At 45.2% G+C, this 22,168-nt stretch carries 24 protein-coding genes; 14 read left to right on the top strand and 10 right to left on the bottom strand.

Annotated elements, in window-relative coordinates; all coding sequences use genetic code 11:
* Positions 1 to 12: 12 nt before the first annotated feature.
* The 4 genes from ACYVGO_RS17370 to ACYVGO_RS17355 all read right to left on the bottom strand — a co-directional run bounded on the left by ACYVGO_RS17370 (position 13) and on the right by ACYVGO_RS17355 (position 4,604).
* Positions 13 to 378, bottom strand: coding sequence for a hypothetical protein (locus ACYVGO_RS17370; RefSeq protein WP_460970345.1), 366 nt, complete (start codon positions 376 to 378; stop codon positions 13 to 15).
* Between the two features lie 340 nt (positions 379 to 718).
* Positions 719 to 1,675: an SDR family NAD(P)-dependent oxidoreductase gene (locus ACYVGO_RS17365; protein WP_460970344.1), complete on the bottom strand. Its 957-nt coding sequence runs from the start codon at positions 1,673 to 1,675 to the stop codon at positions 719 to 721.
* Between the two features lie 62 nt (positions 1,676 to 1,737).
* Positions 1,738 to 2,580 carry a helix-turn-helix domain-containing protein gene (locus ACYVGO_RS17360; RefSeq protein WP_460970343.1) on the bottom strand — a complete coding sequence of 281 codons (843 nt, stop codon included), beginning with the start codon at positions 2,578 to 2,580 and terminating at the stop codon, positions 1,738 to 1,740.
* A gap of 437 nt (positions 2,581 to 3,017) precedes the next feature.
* Positions 3,018 to 4,604 carry an acyl-CoA carboxylase subunit beta gene (locus ACYVGO_RS17355; RefSeq protein ID WP_460970342.1) on the bottom strand — a complete coding sequence of 529 codons (1,587 nt, stop codon included), beginning with the start codon at positions 4,602 to 4,604 and terminating at the stop codon, positions 3,018 to 3,020.
* 106 nt (positions 4,605 to 4,710) lie between these two features.
* Here ACYVGO_RS17355 and ACYVGO_RS17350 point away from each other — a divergent pair, with 106 nt between their 5' ends.
* The 6 genes from ACYVGO_RS17350 (at position 4,711) to porQ (ending at position 8,892) form a co-directional block, all read left to right on the top strand.
* Positions 4,711 to 5,244, top strand: coding sequence for a hypothetical protein (locus tag ACYVGO_RS17350; RefSeq protein ID WP_460970341.1), 534 nt, complete (start codon positions 4,711 to 4,713; stop codon positions 5,242 to 5,244).
* 78 nt (positions 5,245 to 5,322) lie between these two features.
* Positions 5,323 to 5,820, top strand: coding sequence for a hypothetical protein (locus ACYVGO_RS17345; protein WP_460970340.1), 498 nt, complete (start codon positions 5,323 to 5,325; stop codon positions 5,818 to 5,820).
* Positions 5,821 to 5,822: 2 nt separating this feature from the next.
* Positions 5,823 to 6,230, top strand: coding sequence for a transposase family protein (locus ACYVGO_RS17340; protein ID WP_460970339.1), 408 nt, complete (start codon positions 5,823 to 5,825; stop codon positions 6,228 to 6,230).
* A 63-nt stretch (positions 6,231 to 6,293) separates the two neighbouring features.
* Complete coding sequence (locus tag ACYVGO_RS17335) at positions 6,294 to 7,046, top strand: LVIVD repeat-containing protein (RefSeq protein ID WP_460970338.1); 753 nt, start codon at positions 6,294 to 6,296, stop codon at positions 7,044 to 7,046.
* Complete coding sequence (locus ACYVGO_RS17330) at positions 7,043 to 7,750, top strand: hypothetical protein (protein WP_460970337.1); 708 nt, start codon at positions 7,043 to 7,045, stop codon at positions 7,748 to 7,750. Before ACYVGO_RS17335 ends, ACYVGO_RS17330 begins: the two co-directional genes overlap by 4 nt.
* Before the next feature lie 95 nt (positions 7,751 to 7,845).
* Positions 7,846 to 8,892, top strand: a complete 1,047-nt coding sequence (gene porQ, locus ACYVGO_RS17325) for a type IX secretion system protein PorQ (RefSeq protein ID WP_460970336.1) — start codon at positions 7,846 to 7,848, stop codon at positions 8,890 to 8,892.
* 120 nt (positions 8,893 to 9,012) lie between these two features.
* Here the strand turns inward: porQ and ACYVGO_RS17320 are convergent, their stop codons facing one another.
* Positions 9,013 to 10,896, bottom strand: a complete 1,884-nt coding sequence (locus ACYVGO_RS17320) for a beta-N-acetylhexosaminidase (RefSeq protein ID WP_460970335.1) — start codon at positions 10,894 to 10,896, stop codon at positions 9,013 to 9,015.
* Between the two features lie 153 nt (positions 10,897 to 11,049).
* On the opposite strand from ACYVGO_RS17320, the gene hslU reads away from it, so the two are divergent.
* Positions 11,050 to 12,435, top strand: a complete 1,386-nt coding sequence (gene hslU, locus ACYVGO_RS17315) for an ATP-dependent protease ATPase subunit HslU (protein ID WP_460970334.1) — start codon at positions 11,050 to 11,052, stop codon at positions 12,433 to 12,435.
* Positions 12,436 to 12,569: 134 nt separating this feature from the next.
* Here hslU and ACYVGO_RS17310 read toward each other — a convergent pair whose 3' ends face one another.
* The 5 genes from ACYVGO_RS17310 to ACYVGO_RS17290 all read right to left on the bottom strand — a co-directional run bounded on the left by ACYVGO_RS17310 (position 12,570) and on the right by ACYVGO_RS17290 (position 15,457).
* Positions 12,570 to 12,911, bottom strand: a complete 342-nt coding sequence (locus ACYVGO_RS17310) for a type II toxin-antitoxin system PemK/MazF family toxin (protein WP_460970333.1) — start codon at positions 12,909 to 12,911, stop codon at positions 12,570 to 12,572.
* Positions 12,901 to 13,122, bottom strand: a complete 222-nt coding sequence (locus ACYVGO_RS17305) for a hypothetical protein (RefSeq protein WP_142772463.1) — start codon at positions 13,120 to 13,122, stop codon at positions 12,901 to 12,903. Before ACYVGO_RS17305 ends, ACYVGO_RS17310 begins: the two co-directional genes overlap by 11 nt.
* A 40-nt stretch (positions 13,123 to 13,162) precedes the next feature.
* A complete protein-coding gene (locus tag ACYVGO_RS17300) occupies positions 13,163 to 13,570 on the bottom strand; it encodes a hypothetical protein (RefSeq protein ID WP_460970428.1) in 408 nt (135 codons plus the stop codon).
* Positions 13,570 to 14,829, bottom strand: a complete 1,260-nt coding sequence (locus ACYVGO_RS17295) for an MFS transporter (RefSeq protein WP_460970332.1) — start codon at positions 14,827 to 14,829, stop codon at positions 13,570 to 13,572. The genes ACYVGO_RS17300 and ACYVGO_RS17295 overlap by 1 nt, the downstream gene beginning before the upstream one ends.
* A 130-nt stretch (positions 14,830 to 14,959) precedes the next feature.
* Positions 14,960 to 15,457: a YybH family protein gene (locus tag ACYVGO_RS17290; RefSeq protein WP_460970331.1), complete on the bottom strand. Its 498-nt coding sequence runs from the start codon at positions 15,455 to 15,457 to the stop codon at positions 14,960 to 14,962.
* Positions 15,458 to 15,640: 183 nt separating this feature from the next.
* Between ACYVGO_RS17290 and mltG the strand changes: the two genes are divergently transcribed.
* The 7 genes from mltG (at position 15,641) to ACYVGO_RS17255 (ending at position 22,168) form a co-directional block, all read left to right on the top strand.
* On the top strand, positions 15,641 to 16,678 hold the full coding sequence (gene mltG / locus ACYVGO_RS17285) for an endolytic transglycosylase MltG (protein ID WP_460970330.1): 1,038 nt from the start codon (positions 15,641 to 15,643) through the stop codon (positions 16,676 to 16,678).
* Positions 16,679 to 16,789: 111 nt separating this feature from the next.
* Positions 16,790 to 17,203, top strand: a complete 414-nt coding sequence (locus tag ACYVGO_RS17280) for an acyl-CoA thioesterase (protein WP_142772460.1) — start codon at positions 16,790 to 16,792, stop codon at positions 17,201 to 17,203.
* 101 nt (positions 17,204 to 17,304) lie between these two features.
* Entirely contained in the window at positions 17,305 to 18,261 is a 957-nt protein-coding gene (locus tag ACYVGO_RS17275) for a YihY/virulence factor BrkB family protein (RefSeq protein WP_142772459.1), read from the top strand.
* Positions 18,262 to 18,518: 257 nt separating this feature from the next.
* A complete protein-coding gene (locus tag ACYVGO_RS17270; protein ID WP_460970329.1) occupies positions 18,519 to 19,535 on the top strand; it encodes a glycosyltransferase family 2 protein in 1,017 nt (338 codons plus the stop codon).
* A gap of 63 nt (positions 19,536 to 19,598) precedes the next feature.
* On the top strand, positions 19,599 to 20,219 hold the full coding sequence (locus ACYVGO_RS17265; protein ID WP_460970328.1) for an L-threonylcarbamoyladenylate synthase: 621 nt from the start codon (positions 19,599 to 19,601) through the stop codon (positions 20,217 to 20,219).
* A gap of 104 nt (positions 20,220 to 20,323) precedes the next feature.
* Positions 20,324 to 21,346, top strand: coding sequence for a hypothetical protein (locus ACYVGO_RS17260; RefSeq protein ID WP_210422466.1), 1,023 nt, complete (start codon positions 20,324 to 20,326; stop codon positions 21,344 to 21,346).
* Between the two features lie 492 nt (positions 21,347 to 21,838).
* Positions 21,839 to 22,168, top strand: a complete 330-nt coding sequence (locus tag ACYVGO_RS17255; RefSeq protein WP_460970327.1) for a winged helix-turn-helix transcriptional regulator — start codon at positions 21,839 to 21,841, stop codon at positions 22,166 to 22,168.

Below are 22,168 nucleotides of genomic sequence, written 5' to 3'. Positions count from 1 at the left end.
GCAGACAGACAGTTAAAGCCGAAGTTTTATTGTCTCGCAGACTGCTGGTGGAAAAATCTGATATATACCAGGGATATCCTTTTTTATATTCGGCAAGGACAAAAAATCCCTTACGTCAAACTCTATTTGGTCAATGGCCGCAACTCGGGCGGCACCTTCAGTGATCAACGTTTCGTTCTCATAAACCTTTGTCCAGAGATAGTATTTTGGATATGCCACTCCGCTTTGTGTGGGCCCTTCACGTAAGAACTCCCACTTTACAGAAACTTTACCATACTTACCAGAAAAGTATTTTTCCAAATCACGCTTAAGATACGCATCGAATTTATGCTTATTCGGCACATTTGCATCAATATGAGATCGCTGAATCTGTTGCATTGCCTGACCGACCGACAACTTGTTTTGCCCATTACAATAGGTAAAAAAAACGATCATCAAAATGGATGTCGCTGTAAGATTCTTTCGTGTGCTCACTGTCATTTGTTTATCACGCTTACGAACAGGGCTTGGCGTTGTTGGGGAATTAGAATTCCGTCAGCTTCGAACCGAAGCCCAATTGAAATACTGAAGTTGAAGCTAACAACAAAAAGCTAAATTGAAAAACGTCGAGCTGGAACAAAAGCAAAACGGAAGTACAATCAACATTTGTACTTCCGTCTGCCCCAATAACGCCAAACCTCATGTTAGCGGTTCGTTGTTTCCATGTATTTCGTACTATTTATCTTATAAAACGGTGAATTGCCTCATTGGCGTTATCTTGAAATTTAGTATTTTTCAAAGCAGTGAAAAAAGTGCTCTGGTCAACCACGTCTCCTGATAATTTACCCTCTTTACTTGCATAAAAAACGCCACTTTTATATCGTTCATCCGAAATGCCATCTACAAAGCGTTTTGCACCTACTTCCAGCTCATGAACCATTCCGCCCATCAATGGGAATACAACAGGCATCATAAAATTCCTCAACATAAATTTCATTGCTGGAGGCAAATTATCAGGTGCTAAAGTTCCCTTTGTGTTCCCTGGACTCATAACAACAAATTTGATGTTAGGATATTTCTTTGCCATTGATAACATCCACATTGTTGCTGCATATTTGACATATCCGTATGCTTGCGTTACATCAAATTTATTACCAAAATATGATCCATCAAGAACAGCAGCAAACTCATCAACAGAAGAAGTCTTCATTGAAACTGGTTTCATTCCAAGCATTTTTACTCCTGGTACAGCTTCCGCACTGGGATATAATACTGCTTTTTTTAACTTATCATGTTTTATTAATTCCTCCACTAAAATTACATGCCCTAAAATATTGGTAGCAGCTAATTCATTCATACCTGAAGGCGTAAGTTTCGCAGCCGCTTTTCCCACCATTCCACCTGCATTTAAAATTACTGCGTCAATAGCTTCTTTTACTTTTTCTACCGCGTTTCTTACAGAATTTGCATCAGAAACATCTCCAATAATAATTTCAAAAATCTTTTTTCCTGTTTGCTCCTCAAGGTCTTTTTTTGCTGTCTCGGCTTTTGCTTGATTTCTACAGAAAAGAATTATCTTTTTTGTTTCTGGTTTCAACGCTAACTGTCGGGCAGTCTCTTTGCCAAGCCCAATATTTGCTCCGGTTATTAATATACTTTCGTTCATTTTTTTATCGTTTTTTTTAAATAAAATCACGATGTAAAAATGAAACTTAAAATAAATTCAAACTTGTCAGTAAAGTTCAAAGACTGGCAAATTCAGTTCAAATGCTTCTTACGATACTCAGAAGGCGATTGATTATACTTTTGTTTGAAGGTCTTTGTGAAATGTGAAGTGTCCTGAAATCCAACCTCGTAACAAATTTCAGATACAGATAAATCGGTTGATTGTAGTAGCTGAAGAGCTTTTCCCAATTTCTTTTCTTTAATGAAATTGGCTGGTGTATCACTAAACTGTGTTTCAAAATCTCTCTTAAAAGTTGAGAGACTTCTCCCAGACAAATTGGCTAAATCAACAATAGAAATAGATGAGTATAAATGTGCTTCTACTATCTCAAATAAACCTGCTTGTCTTGGGTTAAATAAATGTGAGAATAAAGTAATTATATTTTCTGCATTGTCTGTTTGAAGAAGCAATAGGATGAGTTCTTTGATTTTTAATTTAAGTAAATCGTCTGTAACCAAGTTTGGGTTCTCAAAATAAAAATCAAGGCTTTGGATGAAATGGGTTATAACACTTTGTTTTTCAATTTTCCTGATATATGTTTTATGAGCATTGCTTTTTATGAAATTTGGAAATTCGTTTTTGTATAATTCTTTCAAAATGTCCGGATATAAATGGACAGCATAAACTTCACAAGTCTTGTCAGGATGTTTGCGAATAACGTTTGAGAAGTAGTTACCACATCTAAGTAAAACACTTTCTTCTGCTTGAATGGATAGGTTGTCAATAGGGGAAGTTAAAGACATTAATCCTTCTTTAAGATAAGTAAAACAGGCTTCGTCTTGAAAGACTGAGCCAAGTCTTAACGGTGGCTTGATTGTTAATTTTTCAATGGCACATTTATTATTGATGTCAAAATGTTTTCTGTCTAATATCATTTATTGTTCTCGTCTTAATAGTAGTGGGGTGTCTTACAATGACCGCTAACTCTATAATATACGAAAGTCTTGTCGTACTTCTTGTATTTATTATACCTATTACTATAATGTATTGTATTTTTTAAGACATATTTTGAAAGCCCTATTAATCAGGTTAGCTACTGTCTTTATGGAAACAATACCGATAATGTTCCCACCAGTAGTGCGATTCCAAAAATAATCAGTAGCCCGATTAACACGGTTTTCAGTAAACTACCTGGTTTTTCAGGGGTTGGGGTTGCCATATAGTCAAACGTTTATATGTAATCACATAAATTTTTAACCACAGAGGCACAGAGAACACAGAGATTAAATAGCTAAAATCAATAGTTTACATCTCTGTGTTCTCTGTACCTCTGTGGTTAAAAATGAAATTTATAGCTAATAAATCACTTCTCTTACAACGGAATATTCCCGTGTTTTTTCTTGGGCATTGAAGCTACTTTATTTTCCAGCATCTTGAAGGCCCGGATGAGTTTCTGGCGGGTCTGATCGGGCATGATAACTTCGTCGATGTAGCCCCGATGCGCGGCCCGGTATGGATTAGCGAACTTCTCGGTATAATCCAGTACTTTTTCCTGCAACTTAGCTTGAGGGTCTTCCGCTTCGGCGATTTCACGCTTAAAAATGATCTCGGCCGCACCACTGGCGCCCATAACGGCAATTTCGGCCGATGGCCAGGCGTAGTTCATATCGGCACCGATGTGCTTGGAGTTCATCACATCGTAAGCACCCCCGTAGGCTTTACGGGTAATGACGGTCACACGGGGCACAGTCGCTTCGCAGAAGGCAAAGAGTAATTTAGCACCGTTGGTAATGATACCATTCCATTCCTGATCGGTACCCGGCAGAAAACCGGGAACGTCTTCGAGAACGAGCAAGGGGACGTTGAAACAATCGCAGAACCGCACAAAACGGGCTGCTTTCGTACTGGCATTGATGTCGAGCACACCCGCTAATACGGCGGGTTGATTACCCACGATACCAATACTACGGCCGCCAATTCGGGCAAACCCAACAACAATGTTCTCCGCGAAATTCTTGTGAACCTCCATAAAACTACCCACATCCACCAACTCATCAATCACCTCACGCATGTCGTACGGCTGGTTTGGATTAGAGGGGATAATGGTGTTCAGTGTTGGCCGGGACTCATCCGTGGACTCATAGGCGAGCATGGGCGGCTCATCTTCGCAGTTTTGTGGAATATAACTGAGCAGCTGCTTAAGCGACTGAATACAAGCCAGTTCATTGGCGCACGAAAAATGCGTTACGCCCGATTTGGTGCTGTGCGTACTCGCCCCGCCCAGTTCTTCGGCAGTGACGGATTCGTGCGTAACGGTCTTCACCACATTGGGGCCGGTCACGAACATATAGCTCGTATTCTCAACCATGAAGATAAAGTCGGTGATAGCCGGGCTATAAACGGCCCCACCTGCACAGGGCCCCATAACCGCCGACAACTGGGGAATAACACCCGAAGCGCGCGTGTTGCGGTAAAAAATATCGGCATACCCGGCCAGCGACAATACGCCTTCCTGAATCCGGGCACCACCCGAGTCATTCAGCCCGATGATAGGCGCTCCATTTTGCAACGCCAGATCCATCAATTTACATATTTTTTCCGCATGAGTTTCTGACAAGGCTCCTCCAAAAACGGTAAAATCCTGCGCAAACACATAGACTAATCGGCCATCTACGGTGCCGTAACCCGTCACTACCCCATCGCCAAGATAATGCTCCTTATCCATACCAAAATCGCGGGTGCGGTGCATGACAAACTTGCCTATTTCCTCAAACGAGCCCTCATCTACCAGAAGTGCAATGCGTTCACGAGCGGTCAATTTCCCCTTTTTATGCTGAGCGTCAATGCGTTTCTGTCCACCACCAAGTTCAGCTTCAGCATTTTTACGCGACAGGATTTCGGATTTGGTCAGTTTTGGAGAATTAGCCTGATTGGTCTCTGGTTGGGTTTCCGTTTGCATGCGATTTGGCTTCGTGAAATCAAGTATAGACAAAGTTAATTTTTCTTACGGATTCCAACGATTTGATTTGTTTTTGTATCCTTTGTGAACTAAACACTATTCCGCCATGAATCGACTTCTGCTTTCCTTCCTCATGCTGCTCGTTTGTGTAGTACTCGACAGTTGCGGTCGGCCGTACGCACCTACCCCACCTAGCACCGGCGACATCTACCGGCCAATTTATGCCTCCTACGCCGATGCCCGGACGGTGCAGACACTCGCTCCGCAACCACTCAAAAACGTGGGCAAAATTTACATTAAGGACAAGTATCTATTTATCAATGATGTGGGCAGCGGTATTCATATCATGGATAATTCTGACCCGGAAAAGCCAATCCAACTCGCCTTTATTGCCATTCTGGGCAATCAGGAATTAGCCATTAAGGACAGTATTCTCTACGCTGACAACCTAACGGATCTGGTTGCGCTCAACATTGCTAACCCACTCAACGTCCGGCTTGTGAAGCGGCTGGAAAATGTATTCGAGTATTCAGCCTTTCCAGTAGCAACCAATGTACGCTTTGAATGTGCGGACCCCAACAAGGGCGTGGTCATCCGCTGGGAGAAAGCGGCTATTGACAATCCGCAATGTTATCGATAAGAGAGTTGATGTAAGTTGATAGTCAACCCGATAGAGGTAGTCTATCAAATGGCTAGCTTTGTATCAAGTTACTGTTTCATGCTTAGTTATCAACATGTTTGTAATGACCGCCAGTGGCGGGCCACTACCGGTCTCACAAAGACCCAATTTGAGTTGCTTGCCCGCTATTTTGGTGAAACGTATGAATTCTTTCATGGGCTTTCGATCAGTCAGTTAGCCAACAATATTGACGTTGAGATTAAACTGGCATCCTACCCAGACTGCCTTTTTTTTGTCCTGTTTCAGTTAAAAAGCGGACTCAGCTACGACAGCCTTGGCTTATTGATCCAGACCGATGGAAGTAATGCTCAGCGTTGTTTCGAAAAATATTTACATCTACTCGAATTGACGCTGGAGCGACAAGGCGTTATGCCTCGACGTAATTTTAGTAGTCCATCGGAGTTTGAAGCCTACCTCAAAGAGGACAAAGACATTAGCTTAGATGGCAGTGAACAACCTACTCAGCGACCTGCTGATGAGCCAGCTCAAAAGCAGGCTTTCTCCGGTAAAAAAAATGCCATACCTATAAGGAGCTGATTATGAGTCGTCCTAATCGGCACATTTTGTATGTTAGTCGGTCGTATAGCGGCCATAGCCATGATTATTCGGTTTTAAAGGCTGAATTTAATCCGGCTCAAAGCTGGTTTGCCAACTGCCGAGTGCGGCTTGACCTAGGTTTTCAAGGTTTCGCCGACGACTATCAATGTGATCAGGTTGTCATAGCTCATAAACGGAAACGCGTAAAAAAAGGACAAAGCAATGAATTAAGCGTTGCTCAGAAAGTTCATAACCAAGTAGTGAATGGGCAACGAGTTGCTGTTGAACATAGTCTGTCCGGAATGAAACGATATCGCATTTTGGTAAATAGAAATCGGATCAAAGTGACTGCGGTATTAGACAGGCTGTTAGGTGTCTGCGCAGCTCTGTGGAACTTTACAATTGCTTAATCAGCTGAAAATCAACTTACATCAACCCTAAGGTTTTTCTATCTCGAAACTGATTTACGATTTATGAAATCATTCCTCTACTCTCTATTGGTACTAATTGTACTCGCATCCTGCTCCAGTGCATCAAGCAGCGATTCGCCAACGCCCGGATCGGGAACGGGTGGCTCAACAGCCCGCTTTACGGTAAGTGGCAATACCTTGTATACGGTCAATAATACGGCGCTGCAAGCCTACGATATTTCATCCAGCAGCGACCCTAAAAAAGGGAGTAAAACGAATATTGGGTTTGGTGTCGAAACGATATTCCCGTACCAAAATAACCTGTTTATTGGCACACAGACGGGGATGTATATCTATGATATCAATCAGCCTAATGCGCCTAAATCGGTAGGCATCTATACGCATATCCTGAGCTGCGATCCGGTTGTTGTTCAGGGAAATTATGCCTACGTAACCCTGCGCAGCGGCACCAACTGCCGTAACCAATCGGTGACGGCAAACAGTCTCGACGTAATCGACATTCGAACTATAGCCAGCCCCAAATTGCTGCGTAGCTATCCAATGACCAACCCGCGTGGCCTGAGTGCCGACGGTACGCTACTATTTGTAGGCGAGGGCGATTATGGCCTTCGGGTCATGGATATCAGCGATCCGGCCAATGTAAAGGAGCTAGAATACTTTTATGATACAAAGACATACGACGTTATTACCACTCAAAAACTACTGATTGTTACAGGTCCAAAAGGAATCTATCAGTACAGTTATGCCGACCCCAAGCAGTTGAAATTACTCAGCGAAATCCCCGTTCAGTTATGAAAACCTATCGTTGGCTTTGGCTATTTGTATTGCTTACAGGGCAGGGATTGGCTACGTATGCCCAAACAGAAAAAGCGTTTCCATTATCTTCCATTGATGCCGAGCAGAGCCAGCGCTGGGTCGTTAAGTTTGCTGCGCTCAGCTTAATCGATCCTAGCAATACGATTCAGTTTGGGATAGAGCGAATGGTGGGGCAACATCAGGCTATTCAGGCTGAGCTTGGATACGGTTGGCAAGGCATGAACCTCTGGGACGTGTCTCAACGATCTCGTTATACGGATACCAAGATCTGGCGAGGGCGGGCCGAGTGGCGCTATTACTGGCATGGGGGGCCAATTGGTTCGTATGTGGCGCTGGAAGGCCTCTTTAAGCCAACAACCGCTAACGAACATGGAACGGTGGGTGTTGGCTGCGAATCTGGTCCTTGCCAGTATTACCAGATGTATTCGGCACCTATAACCAAGCAAATTTGGGCGGGGCATGTGAAATTTGGGCGGCAATTTTCATTGTCACGAAACAATCGGCTATTGGCCGACTTCTACGGTGGTGTTGGTGTTCGTTGGGGTACCCTCGACCGCTCTACTATTCCCGATGGTATTCCTTATTACGGGTCGTATGGCATCAACTTCCTGAATGTATTTTCAATCCCTGATCGGCCAACCGCCAGTCTTTCATACGGGATAAAACTGGGTTATTCATTTTGAGTCAGATCGAATTCGTTTCCTTCTAATATCATAGTGTATGCGGCCGATGGGCTAAAAATTGGCTTTCTTTGTAAAAAACTGCGAACGACTTCCGCTTGAGAGCCTGTTTCATTTCGTTACTTTTGGTCTACCTGTGGCCTATCCTAACGGTTGCTCAACCGCTGGGTGGACAACGTATTTTTTCCTTCCTCGACTTACCTACACACGCTCGGGTTGCCGCCCTTGGCGGGCAGGTTGCTACGGCTACAAGTCCCGATGGTTCGTATCATCTCAACAACCCTGCCCTAGCCGATTCTGTTAAAGATAATGACTTATCTATCAGCCTGATGCCGTATCTGGCAGCCGCAAAATATTATACGTTGCAGTATGGTTTGCCGATAAAGAGTAAGGCATCGAACCGGCGTTCCGGGTGGGCGGCTGGCTTGCAATATTTGAGCTACGGCCAGTTCACCATGACTGACCCCGTGGGTAACACAACTGGCACTTTCTCTGCGAATGATTATGCCCTGAGTATTACCCACGCCCGAACAGAAGGCAACTTTACTCTTGGGGCAACCATCAAAGCGGTTGGGTCCAGCATCGATATGTATTCCGCCTTTGGCGTTCTGGCCGATTTAGGTGGGGTTTGGCGGCATCCGAAAAAAGATCTCACCTTCGGACTGGTCGCTAAAAACGTAGGCTATCTGATCAAAAACTACGGCTCGCTCGATGCCGATCTACCCTTCGATTTACAGGCGGGCGTAACCATCAAACCCGAACATGCACCGATTCGCCTAACGCTGACGGCCCACCATCTTCAGCGCTTCGACATCAGTTATAACGATCCGAATCTGAATGTCCGCTACGATTTGAGCGGCAATCCAATTCCGCAAACCACCAGCGTAACCGAGAAAATAGCCCGGCACCTTAGTATTGGGGCCGAGCTATTGGTCCATCGAAACGTGAATCTGTTAGTGGGCTACAACCACCAGAAGCATCAGGAAGGTAAGCTGACTACGGGTGGAGCGGGCGCGGGTATTTCATTCGGAGCCTCGGTACAGGCGAAGGGTTTCCAGCTAACCTACGCCCGGTTTACATCCGTTCCCACAGCCGGAACCAGCCAATTATCCCTTCGAATTGATTTGGATCGCTGGCTGAAGTAATCAAAAATATACAAGTTGGACCGCTGATTTTTATGCTACTTATGATTCAACATGATTTAAATGACTCGTTGAAAATCATGTTGAATCATAATCATCATAAAAATCAGCGGTCTATCTTATTTAAAAACGTCCAACCCGCTTCTGCAAGGCATCGCGTGAAAGGGTAATCAAGTGTCCAATTGGTTTTCCGGCCCGATAGGTAATTACCCGAAGATTAATAGGGCCGTCGGGCAAGTCAACAGGCTGGCTGTACCGAGTTGAGAACTGGTCAGGCATGGTATCGTCAATTGTGTAGTAGATATCCAGACCCAGCACTTCACCTTCCAGTTCAAGGCGTAGTTTGCCATCTTTCATACTTGTTTTAACAATAGCGTCATAAATCGCCCGCGAATAGTTGACTTGGGCGACATCAGCCCGCTCAAAATGCGTTTCCATCCGTTGCACAAAGTTGGGCCAGTTCTTAACCTCCTTCGGCGACCAAAACACTTCCGATAAAGCCCAGGCGCGTGGATAGGTCATGTATTCGGCATACCGCAGGGTTGGTATCTGTTCCGTCCAGAGATTACCCTGCCCACCCAGAATATACTTGGCATCTACTCCATCTGGAACGGGTTCATAGTTATAGCTGGTTCGTGCGCGCAAACTGGCGTAAATGGGCGGGTCAATCGTTGGTTCTCCCTGAACATAATCCAGATAGGCAAAGGTCGTGGGGGTCATGACTACATTATGGCCCGCGTGCGCTGCTTCAATGCCGTACTTGACACCCCGCCAGCTCATCAACGTAGCACCCGGCGAAATTCCACCCTCCAGAATCTCATCCCAACCCAGTAATTTTTTACCCTTGGCCGTCAAAATCTTTTCGACGCGGCCCATAAAATACCCCTGCAAATCTTCAACATGCCGGATATTCAACTGCTTCATCAATGCCTGACAACCGGGATCATTCGCCCAATAACCTTTGTAGCACTCATCGCCCCCAACGTGGATGTACGGGCTCGGGAAAAGAGCGGCTACTTCGGTAAATACCTTATCTAAAAACTCATAGACTTTTTCATCTGACGGATTCAACGTATTCTCAACCTTCATTTTAAACGTGCCATTACCATACCAGTCGGAAAATGCCGTTCCAGGGTTAACACTAACAATGGCCTTTGTGCAACTGAGTTCCGGATAAGCCGCAAGCGCAGCCATACTGTGGCCAGGTACGTCAATTTCAGGAACAATGGTTACGTTACGGGCCTGGGCATAGGCAATAATCTCCCGAATGTCGTCCTGCGTATAAAAGCCACCATAGGGGGTTGGTTCGCCTGGTTTTGGCTCGGCCCGATCGCCAAAGTGGCCCGCCCTGGCAACCCGCCAGGCCCCTACAGAGGTAAGTTTGGGCAACGATTTAATTTCAATTCGCCAGCCGTTATCATCGGTCAGGTGCCAGTGAAATGTATTGTACTTCAGTTTCGCCAGCTGGTCGATGTACTGCTTTACCTCCACTTTTGTGAAGAAATGACGGCTTACATCGAACATAATCCCCCGCCAGCCGAAGCGCGGATAATCGGTGATCCGAACAGCAGGAATACTCCAGGTTTTCGTGGTTACGGTCTTCCCCTCAATTTCTTTCGGAAGGAGCTGAGTCAGGGTTTGCATCCCATAAAACAACCCCGCAGGACGATTTGCTGTAATAATGACTCCTTTCGGCGAAGCATCCAGTGTATACCCTTCTTCGCCTAATTGGGTATTGGGCGTATCGGTCAGATTCAGTTGAATTTTGCCGGTTTTACCTGACTTTGCCACCAGGCCAAAACCGGTTGGCATATTCAGTCGCTGGCTAAGCATATCTGCCACCGCGCGCCCATCGGCCTGGTTGTAGTGAATAGTAGTTGCTTTGGTAAGGGTAAAAGTGCCAGTTTGAGGCTGCACACTCACAGGCTGGGGAATTAAATTAATGGGCGACTGGGCCTGAGCCGTGGCAATACAAAGAACAAAAAGAAGAACTCGACTAAGATTCATACTACGTGTAATTGATGATTATGAAGTAAAGTAAATAGGCTAGTAGATTTAACGTTAAATGACCAAACGCCAAATTTCGTCGATTGAGTTGGCACATTTTCCCTTTTCCTGTGTTTCTTTGACAGGAGCGCACAACACGCTCCATTTTTTTCAATGACCCAATTACTCAAAGACCTTACCCCGCGGCAAATCGTTGCCGAGTTAGACCAGTATATTATCGGTCAGAATGATGCCAAGCGTAATGTGGCAATCGCCCTGCGGAATCGCTGGCGCCGGATGAATAGCCCTGCCGATATGCAACGTGAAATTACGCCGAATAATATCTTAATGATCGGTGCAACGGGCGTTGGTAAAACTGAAATAGCCCGTCGACTGGCGAAACTGGCCGATGCTCCGTTTATTAAAGTTGAAGCTTCCAAGTTCACTGAAGTCGGCTACGTTGGCCGCGATGTTGAAAGCATGGTGCGCGACTTAGTCGAGCAAGCTGTCAATATGGTACGAGCTTCCAAGAAAGAAGCCGTTCAGGCAAAAGCGCAACAGTTAGTTGAAGATGCCATTCTGGATATTTTAATTCCACCCGTGAAGCCTGCCAACGGCCAGCTGGGATTTGAAAACGAGAAGAAAGATTCCGACGCTGAACTCAACGAGCGTACCCGCGAACGATTCCGCGAAAAAATCCGCTCGGGCGAGATGGACGACCGAAAAATCGAGATCGATGTGCATCAGGCGCAAACGCCCAACATCGGCATTATGGGTGGCTCGGTCGACGATCTGTCTATGATGAACATTCAGGAGATGATTGGCGGCATGATGCCCAAGCGCGGTAAAAAACGCAAAGTGAGCATTGCCGAAGCCCGTAAAATCCTGCTGGAAGAAGAAGCGGCCAAGCTCATCGACATGGATGAGGTGAAAGAAGAAGCCATCCGCAAAGCCGAAGATGCCGGGATCATTTTTATCGACGAGATCGACAAAGTAGCCTCTGCCCGCTCTGGTAATGGCGGAGGTGGCCCCGATGTGAGCCGGGAAGGCGTACAGCGCGATTTACTGCCGATTGTTGAGGGCAGCGCCGTAAACACAAAATACGGCGTCATTCATACCGACCACATCCTGTTCATTGCAGCCGGTGCTTTTCATGTAGCCAAACCCAGTGATTTGATCCCCGAATTACAGGGTCGTTTCCCAATCCGGGTTGAGCTGCAAAGCCTGTCGGAGGATGATTTCTATCAAATCCTGAAAGAACCAAAAAACGCGCTGACCAAGCAATACGAAGCCATGTTACAGGCCGAAAACGTTGGTCTTACATTTCAGGATGACGCCCTCCGCGAACTAGCCCGAATTGCCTTCGAAGTAAACAGTGATGTGGAGAACATTGGTGCACGACGTCTGCAAACGGTACTGAGTCATCTTATGAATGACTTCATGTTCGATATCCCTGACGTAATTGGCGCTAACGCTCAGGTAGTTATCACCAAAGATTTAGTAAGTGAACGTTTAAATGGACTGGTGAAGAATAGGGATTTAAGTCAGTTTATTTTGTAGACGCATTCATCCAAATTAACGAAGCGCTTGGGACTCAAGCGCTTCGTTAATTTGGATGAATGCGTCTACTCACACTGCAACCATCTACTCAATCACAATACAGCTATAACAGGGCCTCTTAAAGTCCTTTTCTATTAAGGCAAAGCCAAATGTAATTTCAGAGAAGTATTAAGTTGTTGCGTATACACTGCCGGTAAGGCACCATATCGTTTGACTAAACGGCTTTTATCCAACGTCCGAATCTGGTCTGTTTTTGCTTTAGAATCTTTCGTAAGGCTAGCAACGCCGGCAGGAATAAACACTTCAAATGATAAAATTCGAGTCACGTTTGACGTTATGGGTATTACAGAAACAACACTATTATTAGCATTATTTATATCATTAGAAACAACTATAACCGGGCGAGTCTTTTGTATTTCACTACCAATAGTTGGGTCCAATGCTGCTAACCAAACTTCCCCGCGTTTAATATTCATCCCAGTTGTCAAGATCTAACTCATTAAAATCTCGAGTAATTATTTTATTCTCTTCAGCGGCAAATCGATATTCTTCGGCCAGATGATGTTCTCTTTCTATTTCGTTTAACCTCGCTTGTAAGGCTTCAATTGCAAAAAGTTCAGCATCAGGCGTGACACGAGCCAATGAAGCGGCTAACTCTTCAGAAAGATGTAGTTCCAATGTTCTCATGTCCCGAATATACAGTAAAATGGAGATTTGAAATAGGTTATCACTGATTCATTGCGCTGTTCAGCAGTACAACCTGCCCAATCGCCCAGTCAATATCTGCGCGTTTCCGATCGGGCGAATCAAAACGGTTAAAGGGCCGAAGTTCCAGAACGAAGGTTTCCTCAACCACTTCGTCATCAATGGGCGTATACAATTTATAGGCCATCACTTTTACAGGTAGCAACCCATGCCTGGATTTGAAGCGGGTAACTAGAGAAGCCAGCAACTTCTCGACTTCTTCAACAGATACACCATCAGCAGGAACAAACCGCACTTCGGCGTGATTTCGATCAACGAGCGTCTGCTCTCCAGGTCCGAAATGGCCTTCACAGCTCGAAAAGGTACGAACCAGTCCGGTTTTGTTCAGCGCATCGACCAGTGGGCGAATTTTCGGCTCAATGTCATGCATCATGGTTCCTCATCCAGTAGGGCTAACTCGTCCGTTCCGTCAATGTGATGATGCATGACTTGTGGGCCTTTTCGCCATAGCCAGCCCAGGTACCCCACAGCAACCAGTGCCAATACACCCGAGACCGCAAAAGAGGCATCGATTCCCGCTTCACCAGCAAAATGATTAAGTACCCAGCCTGCCCCCAATGCACCTAGCCCAATTCCAGCTTCAAGGGCAATGTACATGGTTGCCATTGCCCGACCCCGCGTTTTTTCATCACTTAAGTCGGCCGTCCAGGCGGTTACCGTTGGCGAGTTCATTCCCCACGACATCCCATAGAAAACAGCGGCCGTCCAGAACAGGAACGTTGAATCGGTTATAATTAAGAGCACCATCGAAAAAGCCAGTACGATCGTTGAAATGAACAGCACCGGAATACGGCCATATCGATCTGAAGTCCGGCTAAATACCAGCCGAATAACCAGCGAAGCAACGGTATAGACCGTAAAAAACAGTCCCTTGTTGGTAACGCCAAGTGACGCACTAAACGTGGAGATCACCGTCAGGATAACGCCCGACGAAAACGACTGCAACAACAGAACGAGGAATGGCGGAATGGCACTTTTATCAAAAATTTCATCTTTTTTCAGCCGTAACAATTTAAATCGAAACGGCTGCGTATTCACCAGCGTTTCAGGCATTCGGAGCAGAATACCGATCGACATAAGGGCAAAGGCCGACGATGTCCAGAACATAACATTCATCGAGAAATCGGTGGCTAACCAACTCCCAATGGCGGGTCCAAGCGACATTCCCATGGCGGTAAACAGACCCAGCATACCCATCGCTTCACCCCTACGGTTGGCCGGAACAACATCGGCCACGTAGGCGGAGGTGGCTGTCGGCTTCGTTCCTGTTGAAAATCCATGAATGAGCCGGAGTGTCAGGAAACCCCAAACCGTGAGAAGATACGGGTAAAGTAACCCGCATACAAAGCACACGATAGAGCCGAAGGCCATAACCGGCACCCGCCCAACCGTATCCGTAATTTTTCCACTAAAGGGGCGCGAAACCCCGGCAGTTAACGTAAATAGGGCAATAATAAGCCCAACGTATTCCTGTCCCCCCATCTTCTCCAGATAGGCTGGCAACTCAGGAATCATCATTGAAAAACTGGCCGAAAAGAGAAAGTTACTGACTGAGAGCAACCAAAAGGAGAGCGTGTAAAGCGAAGGACCGCTGGAATTTCGTCGAGTAAACAGTGAACGAGCAATCAAAGCGAGTTGATTTGGTTCGCCCAAATTTACAATAGTTTTGACAGGATTTACAGGATAAAACAGGATTTAAGAGTAAGAATAATCCGGCTTCATCTTGTAAATCCTGTCAAAAAAACTGTGCTTTTTGAGATTACTTCGGTTCAGGTGTGCTATTACCACCATCGACTACAAATCGCCATTGGCCATTACGCTGACGTTTCCATACGGTTATGTAAACTCCTTGTTCTGACGTTCGCTTTCCAGCATTATCTTTTTTTGTCAGCATCCATTGGCCAAACGTATAACCCAAATCACCCGATGAAGATGCATCCGCTTTCAATACCTGCCACGTCAGAACGGGCCCATTCGCAGGTAATCGGCTCATCTGCGCCCGAAGAGAGTCAAATCCTATGGTTGGGGCGGCTCCGTCATTGAGTTTAATTACATCATCGGCAGCGTAGGTTGTAAAGGCTTTGGCCATGCCCTGTTTTTCAGAAAGTATGCTAAAATTCTGATCGGCCTCACGTATTTCATCAATAGCTTTCTGACGCACCGCTGCGGCCGGATTCATGGAACGTGGACTATCGACCTGGGTACGACAGGAGGCCATCAGACCAAAAAGTAGTATAAGTGGTACTGTGTACTTCATGTTCGGTAGGTTAAATGGTTCTGTTTTGGCGTAAATTTGCGCATTAATTAAAATGAATAATGAACAATGTATAATGTGCAATTGTGGTGCCAAGCTAATGGGCAATTGAATCACCTGCTAGTTCAGTGCTTCTCTTGAGTATCGTTATCCATTATCCATTATCAATTATACATTCTTTTTCGTATGTCTCGTAATTTTAAAATTGCCCTGTTCCTCACAGTCTCCATCCTGCTCACAACGTTTTCGTTTTATTTCTGGCAGGTTTTCAAAAGCCCGAATCTTCAGGTAAACGAGAATGACAAAACCTTTGCGTTGCTGATTCCACGAGGAGCTACGTTCGAGTCGGTGATGGATACCCTTAAAACGCATAAGGTCATCAACGACGAAACATCCTTCCGGTTTCTGGCCAAGATGATGAAATATCCTGAGCTGGTTAAAGAAGGACGTTATGAAATCAAACCGCTTATGGGCAACCGCGAAGCCTTGGTCAAACTTCGCAGTGGTAATCAGGATGCTATGCCTGTAACCTTCAATAGCATGCGGCAAAAAAGTGACCTTATTCAGCGACTGGGCAGTAAGTTCGAGTTTGGGCCAGAAGCACTGGGCAAGTTATTGAATGATCCAGCTACCTGCCAGAAATTCGGCTTCGATACTACAACGATTGTCTGTTTGTTTCTGCCCAATACCTATGAGATGTTCTGGACCATTAAGCCAGAAGCTTTTCTGGAGCGGATGGGTACTGAATACAAAAAATTCTGGACACCCGACCGTCAGGCCAAAGCGAAAGCCCTGGGCATGAGCCAAACACAGGTACAGGTGCTGGCGTCTATTGTGGCCGCAGAAACCAATAAGCGGGACGAGCAACCGCGGGTAGCGGGCGTTTACCTAAACCGCTTAAAACGAGGCATTAAACTGGAAGCCGATCCAACCGTAATTTTTGCCCTCCGTGATTTTGGCATCCGTCGGCTGTTGAATAAACAACTCACCGTCGATTCGCCCTACAATACGTATCGTTATGCTGGGCTCCCCCCTGGGCCTATCAACCTCCCAGCCCCAGCCACGATTGATAATGTCCTGAACGCCGAGCAACACGATTATCTATACTTCGTAGTCGACGCCCGATTCAATGGTTACCATACATTCTCCAAAACGCTGGCCGAACACATAGCTAACGCCCGTCTATACCAGCAGGCGCTAACCCGAATGAAGATTATGAAATAACAGGAGAAAAGGAAGGAGGGGGAGTAATGGGAGAAGAGGGAAGATACTGGTAAGACTTTTCATTCTCCTTTCTTCCCTCTCCTTCCCTTCCTCCCTTTACTCCCCTTTTTTATGATTACCCACAACATTACCGACATTCGGGTGAGGTATTACGACACTGACCAAATGGGCATTGTGTATTACGGAAATTACGCCCGCTTTTATGAAATTGGGCGGGTTGAAGCCCTTCGTCATCTAGGATTGACTTATAAAAAAATGGAGGAAGATGGCATTTCCATGCCAGTCTATGATCTCAATTCCCGGTTTATCAGACCTGCGAAATATGATGATCTACTCACCATTCGGGTTACCATTCCACAACTTCCAAAAACCCGGCTAATGTTTGATTACGAGATTTTCAATCAGGACGGCCAATTACTGAATACGGGGCAAACTACCCTTGTATTTGTCAGAACGGAAACCGGCAGACCCTGTGCAGCTCCGCCTGAACTGGTCGAGGCTGCTAAACCTTTTTTTGAACAATAATTGCTGATCGTCAGTCAATAGTAGGCAGGCAACAAGCAGAAGCCAACTATTCACTGACAACTAGCGACCTCGCACGGGCGCCCCGTAACGACTTTTGCACTATGTACGACAAGCTATTGGGGTTAAAGACATTCCGAAAGGTTAGGGTTTGGTTGCATAGTCATCATCCCTTCAACTCTAAAACAACCTGGTATGCATTTTTGAAGCGAATGCTTGCCCAAATTACGGATAACGACACCAGCGAACGCGCTGCGTCTGTATCATATAGCTTAATTCTGGCGGTTTTCCCAACGGTGATTTTCTTCTTCACCCTGATTCCTTATATCACCTTTATCCCTGATCTTCAGAAGCAGATCATGGATTTTTTTGAGGAGGTCCTACCGGGGAATACTTTCAGCATGGTTGATACCACAATACAGGATATTATCAGTCGCCCCCAGAGTGGAGTACTTTCATTTGGTTTCTTTCTGGCTTTATACTCGGCTACGAGTGGTTTGGTGGCGCTCATGCAAGCCTTCAACTCTTCTTATCATTCGGCAGAAAAGCGCAGTTTTTTTAAAATTCGTGCCATTGCCATTGGCTTGACGTTTACACTGGCCTTTGCGCTGATTCTGGCGATTGTTGTCTTGATAATCGGGGGAATTGTAAGCGACTACCTACTTCACTTTGGCATCCTGAACAACGTTGTTTTTATTAACTTACTGGCTATAGGCAGGTATTTAGTTGTTTTTGCGGTGTTCGTAGGTGCCGTTTCAGTCATCTACCGCTTTGGCCCGAATGTAAACATGAATTGGATCTTTATCATGCCGGGGGCCATAACAGCGTCGGTTCTGATCGTGTTAACAACCTTCGGTTTTTCCTACTATATCTCCAATTTTGGTTCGTACAACAAAGTTTATGGGTCAATCGGTACAGTGATTGCACTGATGATCTGGATCAACTTAATCTCCTTACTACTCATTCTTGGTTTTGAAATGAATGTTTCGCTCTACAATCTGGAAGGGGACAAACACCCTAGTGTAGCGGCAAAAACAACAAACGCCACCTCAGAGACTTGAGATGACGTTTGCAAAACCTAACCCATAAATGTAAAAGCACACGCTACAGTCAGACGCCAAATTGGCACGGTCGTAACGCGTTCGTTTTAGAAAATGGCCAAAAGCGTGCCAGTTTTACATTTTGGGGAAAATATCTTTACTAAATGGTTCTGATTTTAGTAGATGGCGAATCAGCCGCTTACGCACCTTTAGGTAGCTAATTATAAATCAAGCAGTTTGGCTGTTTTTTAGCTTCAGAGCAAAATGCTGTTTTTTTTATGAGTTCTGTCTCCATTGGATCAAACCCCTCCCAGCTAATACCTTGCCAAAATCTGATTAATCCGCTGGTAACTGTTATCTGCATCTGTTATAACCACCAAAATTATGTTGTACAAGCCCTCCAATCGGTGGTTGAACAGGACTATTCCAACCTGGAGCTACTCATCATTGACAACGGTAGTACAGATCGGTCGGTAGAGCGGATTACCGAATTTATTCAGCCCTATCCAGCTATCCGTTTTATACGGAACCCAGTCAACCTGGGATTAACCAAAGCATTTAATCAAGGGTTAACAGTAACTGGAGGCCAATACATCATAGACCTGTCGGCCGATGATGTATTATTACCCAGTCGGATTACTAAACAGGTATCGTTGTTTGAGCAGTTACCCACTGACTATGGGGTTGTCTTTTCGAACGCAGGGTATATTAACACAAAAGGTCAGCTAATTGGGTATCATTACGAAATTGATACGCATGGCTTCGCGCTTGCTACCATACCTACCGGAAGTATCTTCCGAAACATTCTGGAATCTTATTTTATTTGTACGCCCACAATGATGATGCGCCGGGCTGTACTGGGTGAACTAGGAGGCTATGATGAAACCTTAAGCTACGAGGATTTTGATTTCTGGGTACGGTCGTCACGGTATTACCAATATGCTTACCTCGACGAGGTATTGACGTTAAAACGGCAACTGCCCAGATCCATGTCAACGCAGGTAGTGCAGCCCAACAACAACCTACTTGCCTCAACATTAGTCGTTTGTCAGAAAGCGTTTACCCTTTGTGTTACTCCCGATGAGTTCCAGGCATTAGCTACCCGGCTTCAAACGTTTATTCGGAAAGCATTTTATGCAGAACAAGTTGATCTGGTTTTCCAGTTCAATCATCTTCTTCGTCAAATTGCCCAGCCAAACTTACTAACCAGGTTTATTCTCGCCCTAAGCCGCTTACAGCTACCAGTCAACATCGTATATCAACTGTATCTCAAGCTGCGTTCGAAACCGCTTTAGGTGGTTTTTGGTTTATAGGTTATGGTAGTTGGTACCAACTACCATAAATCAACTACCATTATCATGTCTGCTGAATTTATTAAGCTTTATCCAAAAAACCCTGACCCACGCCGGATTGATCATATCGTGAAAGCCCTGCGTGATGGGGCCGTTATTATTTATCCAACGGATACCATTTACGGAATGGGCTGCGATATTCATAATGCACGGGCAGTTGAACGGGTAGCCCGCATAAAAGGGATTAAACCCAGCAAGAATGATTTTTCATTTATATGCTACGACCTGAGTCATATTGCCGATTATGCCCGCGTGAGTAACCAGGCGTTTAAGTTGATGAAAAGTGTGTTGCCGGGTCCCTTCACATTCATTCTCCAGGCAACTAACAATGTTCCTAAGTTGCTCAATACCAACAAAAAAACGGTAGGTATTCGTGTGCCCGACAATGACATCCCAAGGCTTATTGTACATGAACTCGGTAACCCGATTATTACCACTTCGATTCGCGATGAGGATGAAATTATTGAGTACTCAACTGATCCGGAATTGATTTTTGAGAAATTCCAGAATCAGGTAGATATCGTAATTGATGGGGGATACGGCGGAAATGTACCCTCAACCATTGTGGATGCTACCGACGATGATTTCTCCGTGATTCGCCAGGGGCTGGGTGAATTAGTACTTTGAAAAGTTACAATAAGATTCTATACTTGCACCGTAGGGTTAATACTCCTTTACACTGGAGGCTAACCCTTTTTTTGCGAATCATCTTTTTAACTCATTATTTTAGTATGCGCTTTTCTTTAGCCGCGCTCTCCGTGCTGGCGGTTTGTCAGATTGCTGGTTGCTCTTCTTCATCCAAACAGGACGATTCGTCAAAAACAGGCAAACTCACTGCCGAAGCCACCGCAAAACCAACCACACCTCCCGATTCTTCCGGCAAACCCGCACCGGAACCGATTGCCTCAACCCGTGGTGTGAGCACTGGAGATTCAACCCTCGATTCGCTAACCTTTACTCCCCCTGCTGGACCTCTCCTGCCTAAATACCGCATTTTTGCGTACTATGGCAATCCACATTCCAAGAAAATGGGAGCACTGGGCAAATACCCAAAGGAGGAAATGCTGCAACGGCTGGATAATGAAATTAAAAACTGGCAGAAAGCCGATCCTGCCACACCCATACAGCCCGCCTTGCATTTAGTGGCAACATCGGCCCAGGGTGCTCCTGGCAAAGATGGTGGCTACCGGATGCGGATGTCGGATAAAACCATTAAGAAAGTACTGAAATGGGGCAATGAGCACAAAGCCATTGTATTTCTGGATATTCAACGTGGCCATGCCCCCCTTGGTCCCGAGATGGAATACATGACAAAATACCTAAAATTACCCTTCGTACACCTGGGAATTGACCCGGAGTTTTCGATGGTAACGGGTGCTAAACCAGGCACCAAAATTGGCTCGTACGATGCCGCTGATGTTAATCAGGCCGTTCAGTTTCTAAGCCGGATTGTCAAAGAAAACAATCTACCTCCCAAAGTACTGGTTGTACATCGCTTTACGCAGGGGATGATTAAAAACTATAAGAATATCAAACTCGACCCGAATGTACAGATAGTGATGGACATGGATGGCTGGGGACCACCAGTGTTAAAGAAAGACTCGTATCATGATTATATCCAGAAAGAACCCGTACAGTACACGGGCTTCAAGTTGTTTTACGAAAACGATTTCCGCAAACCAGGTTCTCGCATCATGACCCCGGAAGAGGTACTGGCCCTGACCCCAAAACCAATGTATATCCAGTATCAGTAGACTATCATAGAGCGTGGATTAAGCCAAAACGCTTGAATAACCTACGCCAAAACTGGCTACAGCATCCATTTTCTAAAATCCTCCAGAAGTTGCTCTTACTGAACACAAGAGCAACTTCTGGAGGATTTTTCTTGTGTGTAAATCTTATACCGCCAACTCATCGTATATACTTTATCGGTGCTGATTTCGAAATCCACCTAAACTTACTTATGTGTAAGTCTATTACCAAATATATAGTTGGTCTATAGTATAATTGCCTTCTTCTTTATTCGTTAAGTTTTTATAGGGTAGTTTGAGTAACGATAGTATTGTATATCTTGCAGAAGTTTGCTCTACTCAACATAGTTTTCCGATTAGGTTAACCTATCTCAACTTCGGTCCAGTCTTATTTTTCATTTTTACTCATTACCCTTATCGTACATATCTACAGTTTTCCAGAGTTCATTTCCCTGGGGAAATATGCTCCTACGGTTCAATTGAATGGCGGTAGCTATGCCAACTAACCGCAATGAGAACGCCCCAAATCCAGACCTGCACTTGATTAACAAAGCGCTGGCAATGATTTGCGGAAAATGGAGATTGTATATTATCCTGCTTTTGGGCGAGCAAACGCTCCGGTACACTCAGCTCAGTGAGTTACTGCCCGGTATCAGTGAGAAGGTCCTTGCTGGCGAATTAAAAGCACTGGTAGCACTGGGTGTAATGAAACGAAAGGCATATGCAGAAATGCCCCCGCGTGTAGAGTATAAATTATCAAAAAAAGGCCGATTAGCCTTGCCGGTCCTGAACCAGCTTCAGGAAATCGGTCAACTATTTAATTGA

Source organism: Spirosoma migulaei (assembly GCF_054776855.1).
This window is presented reverse-complemented; position numbering and strand designations above follow the sequence as displayed.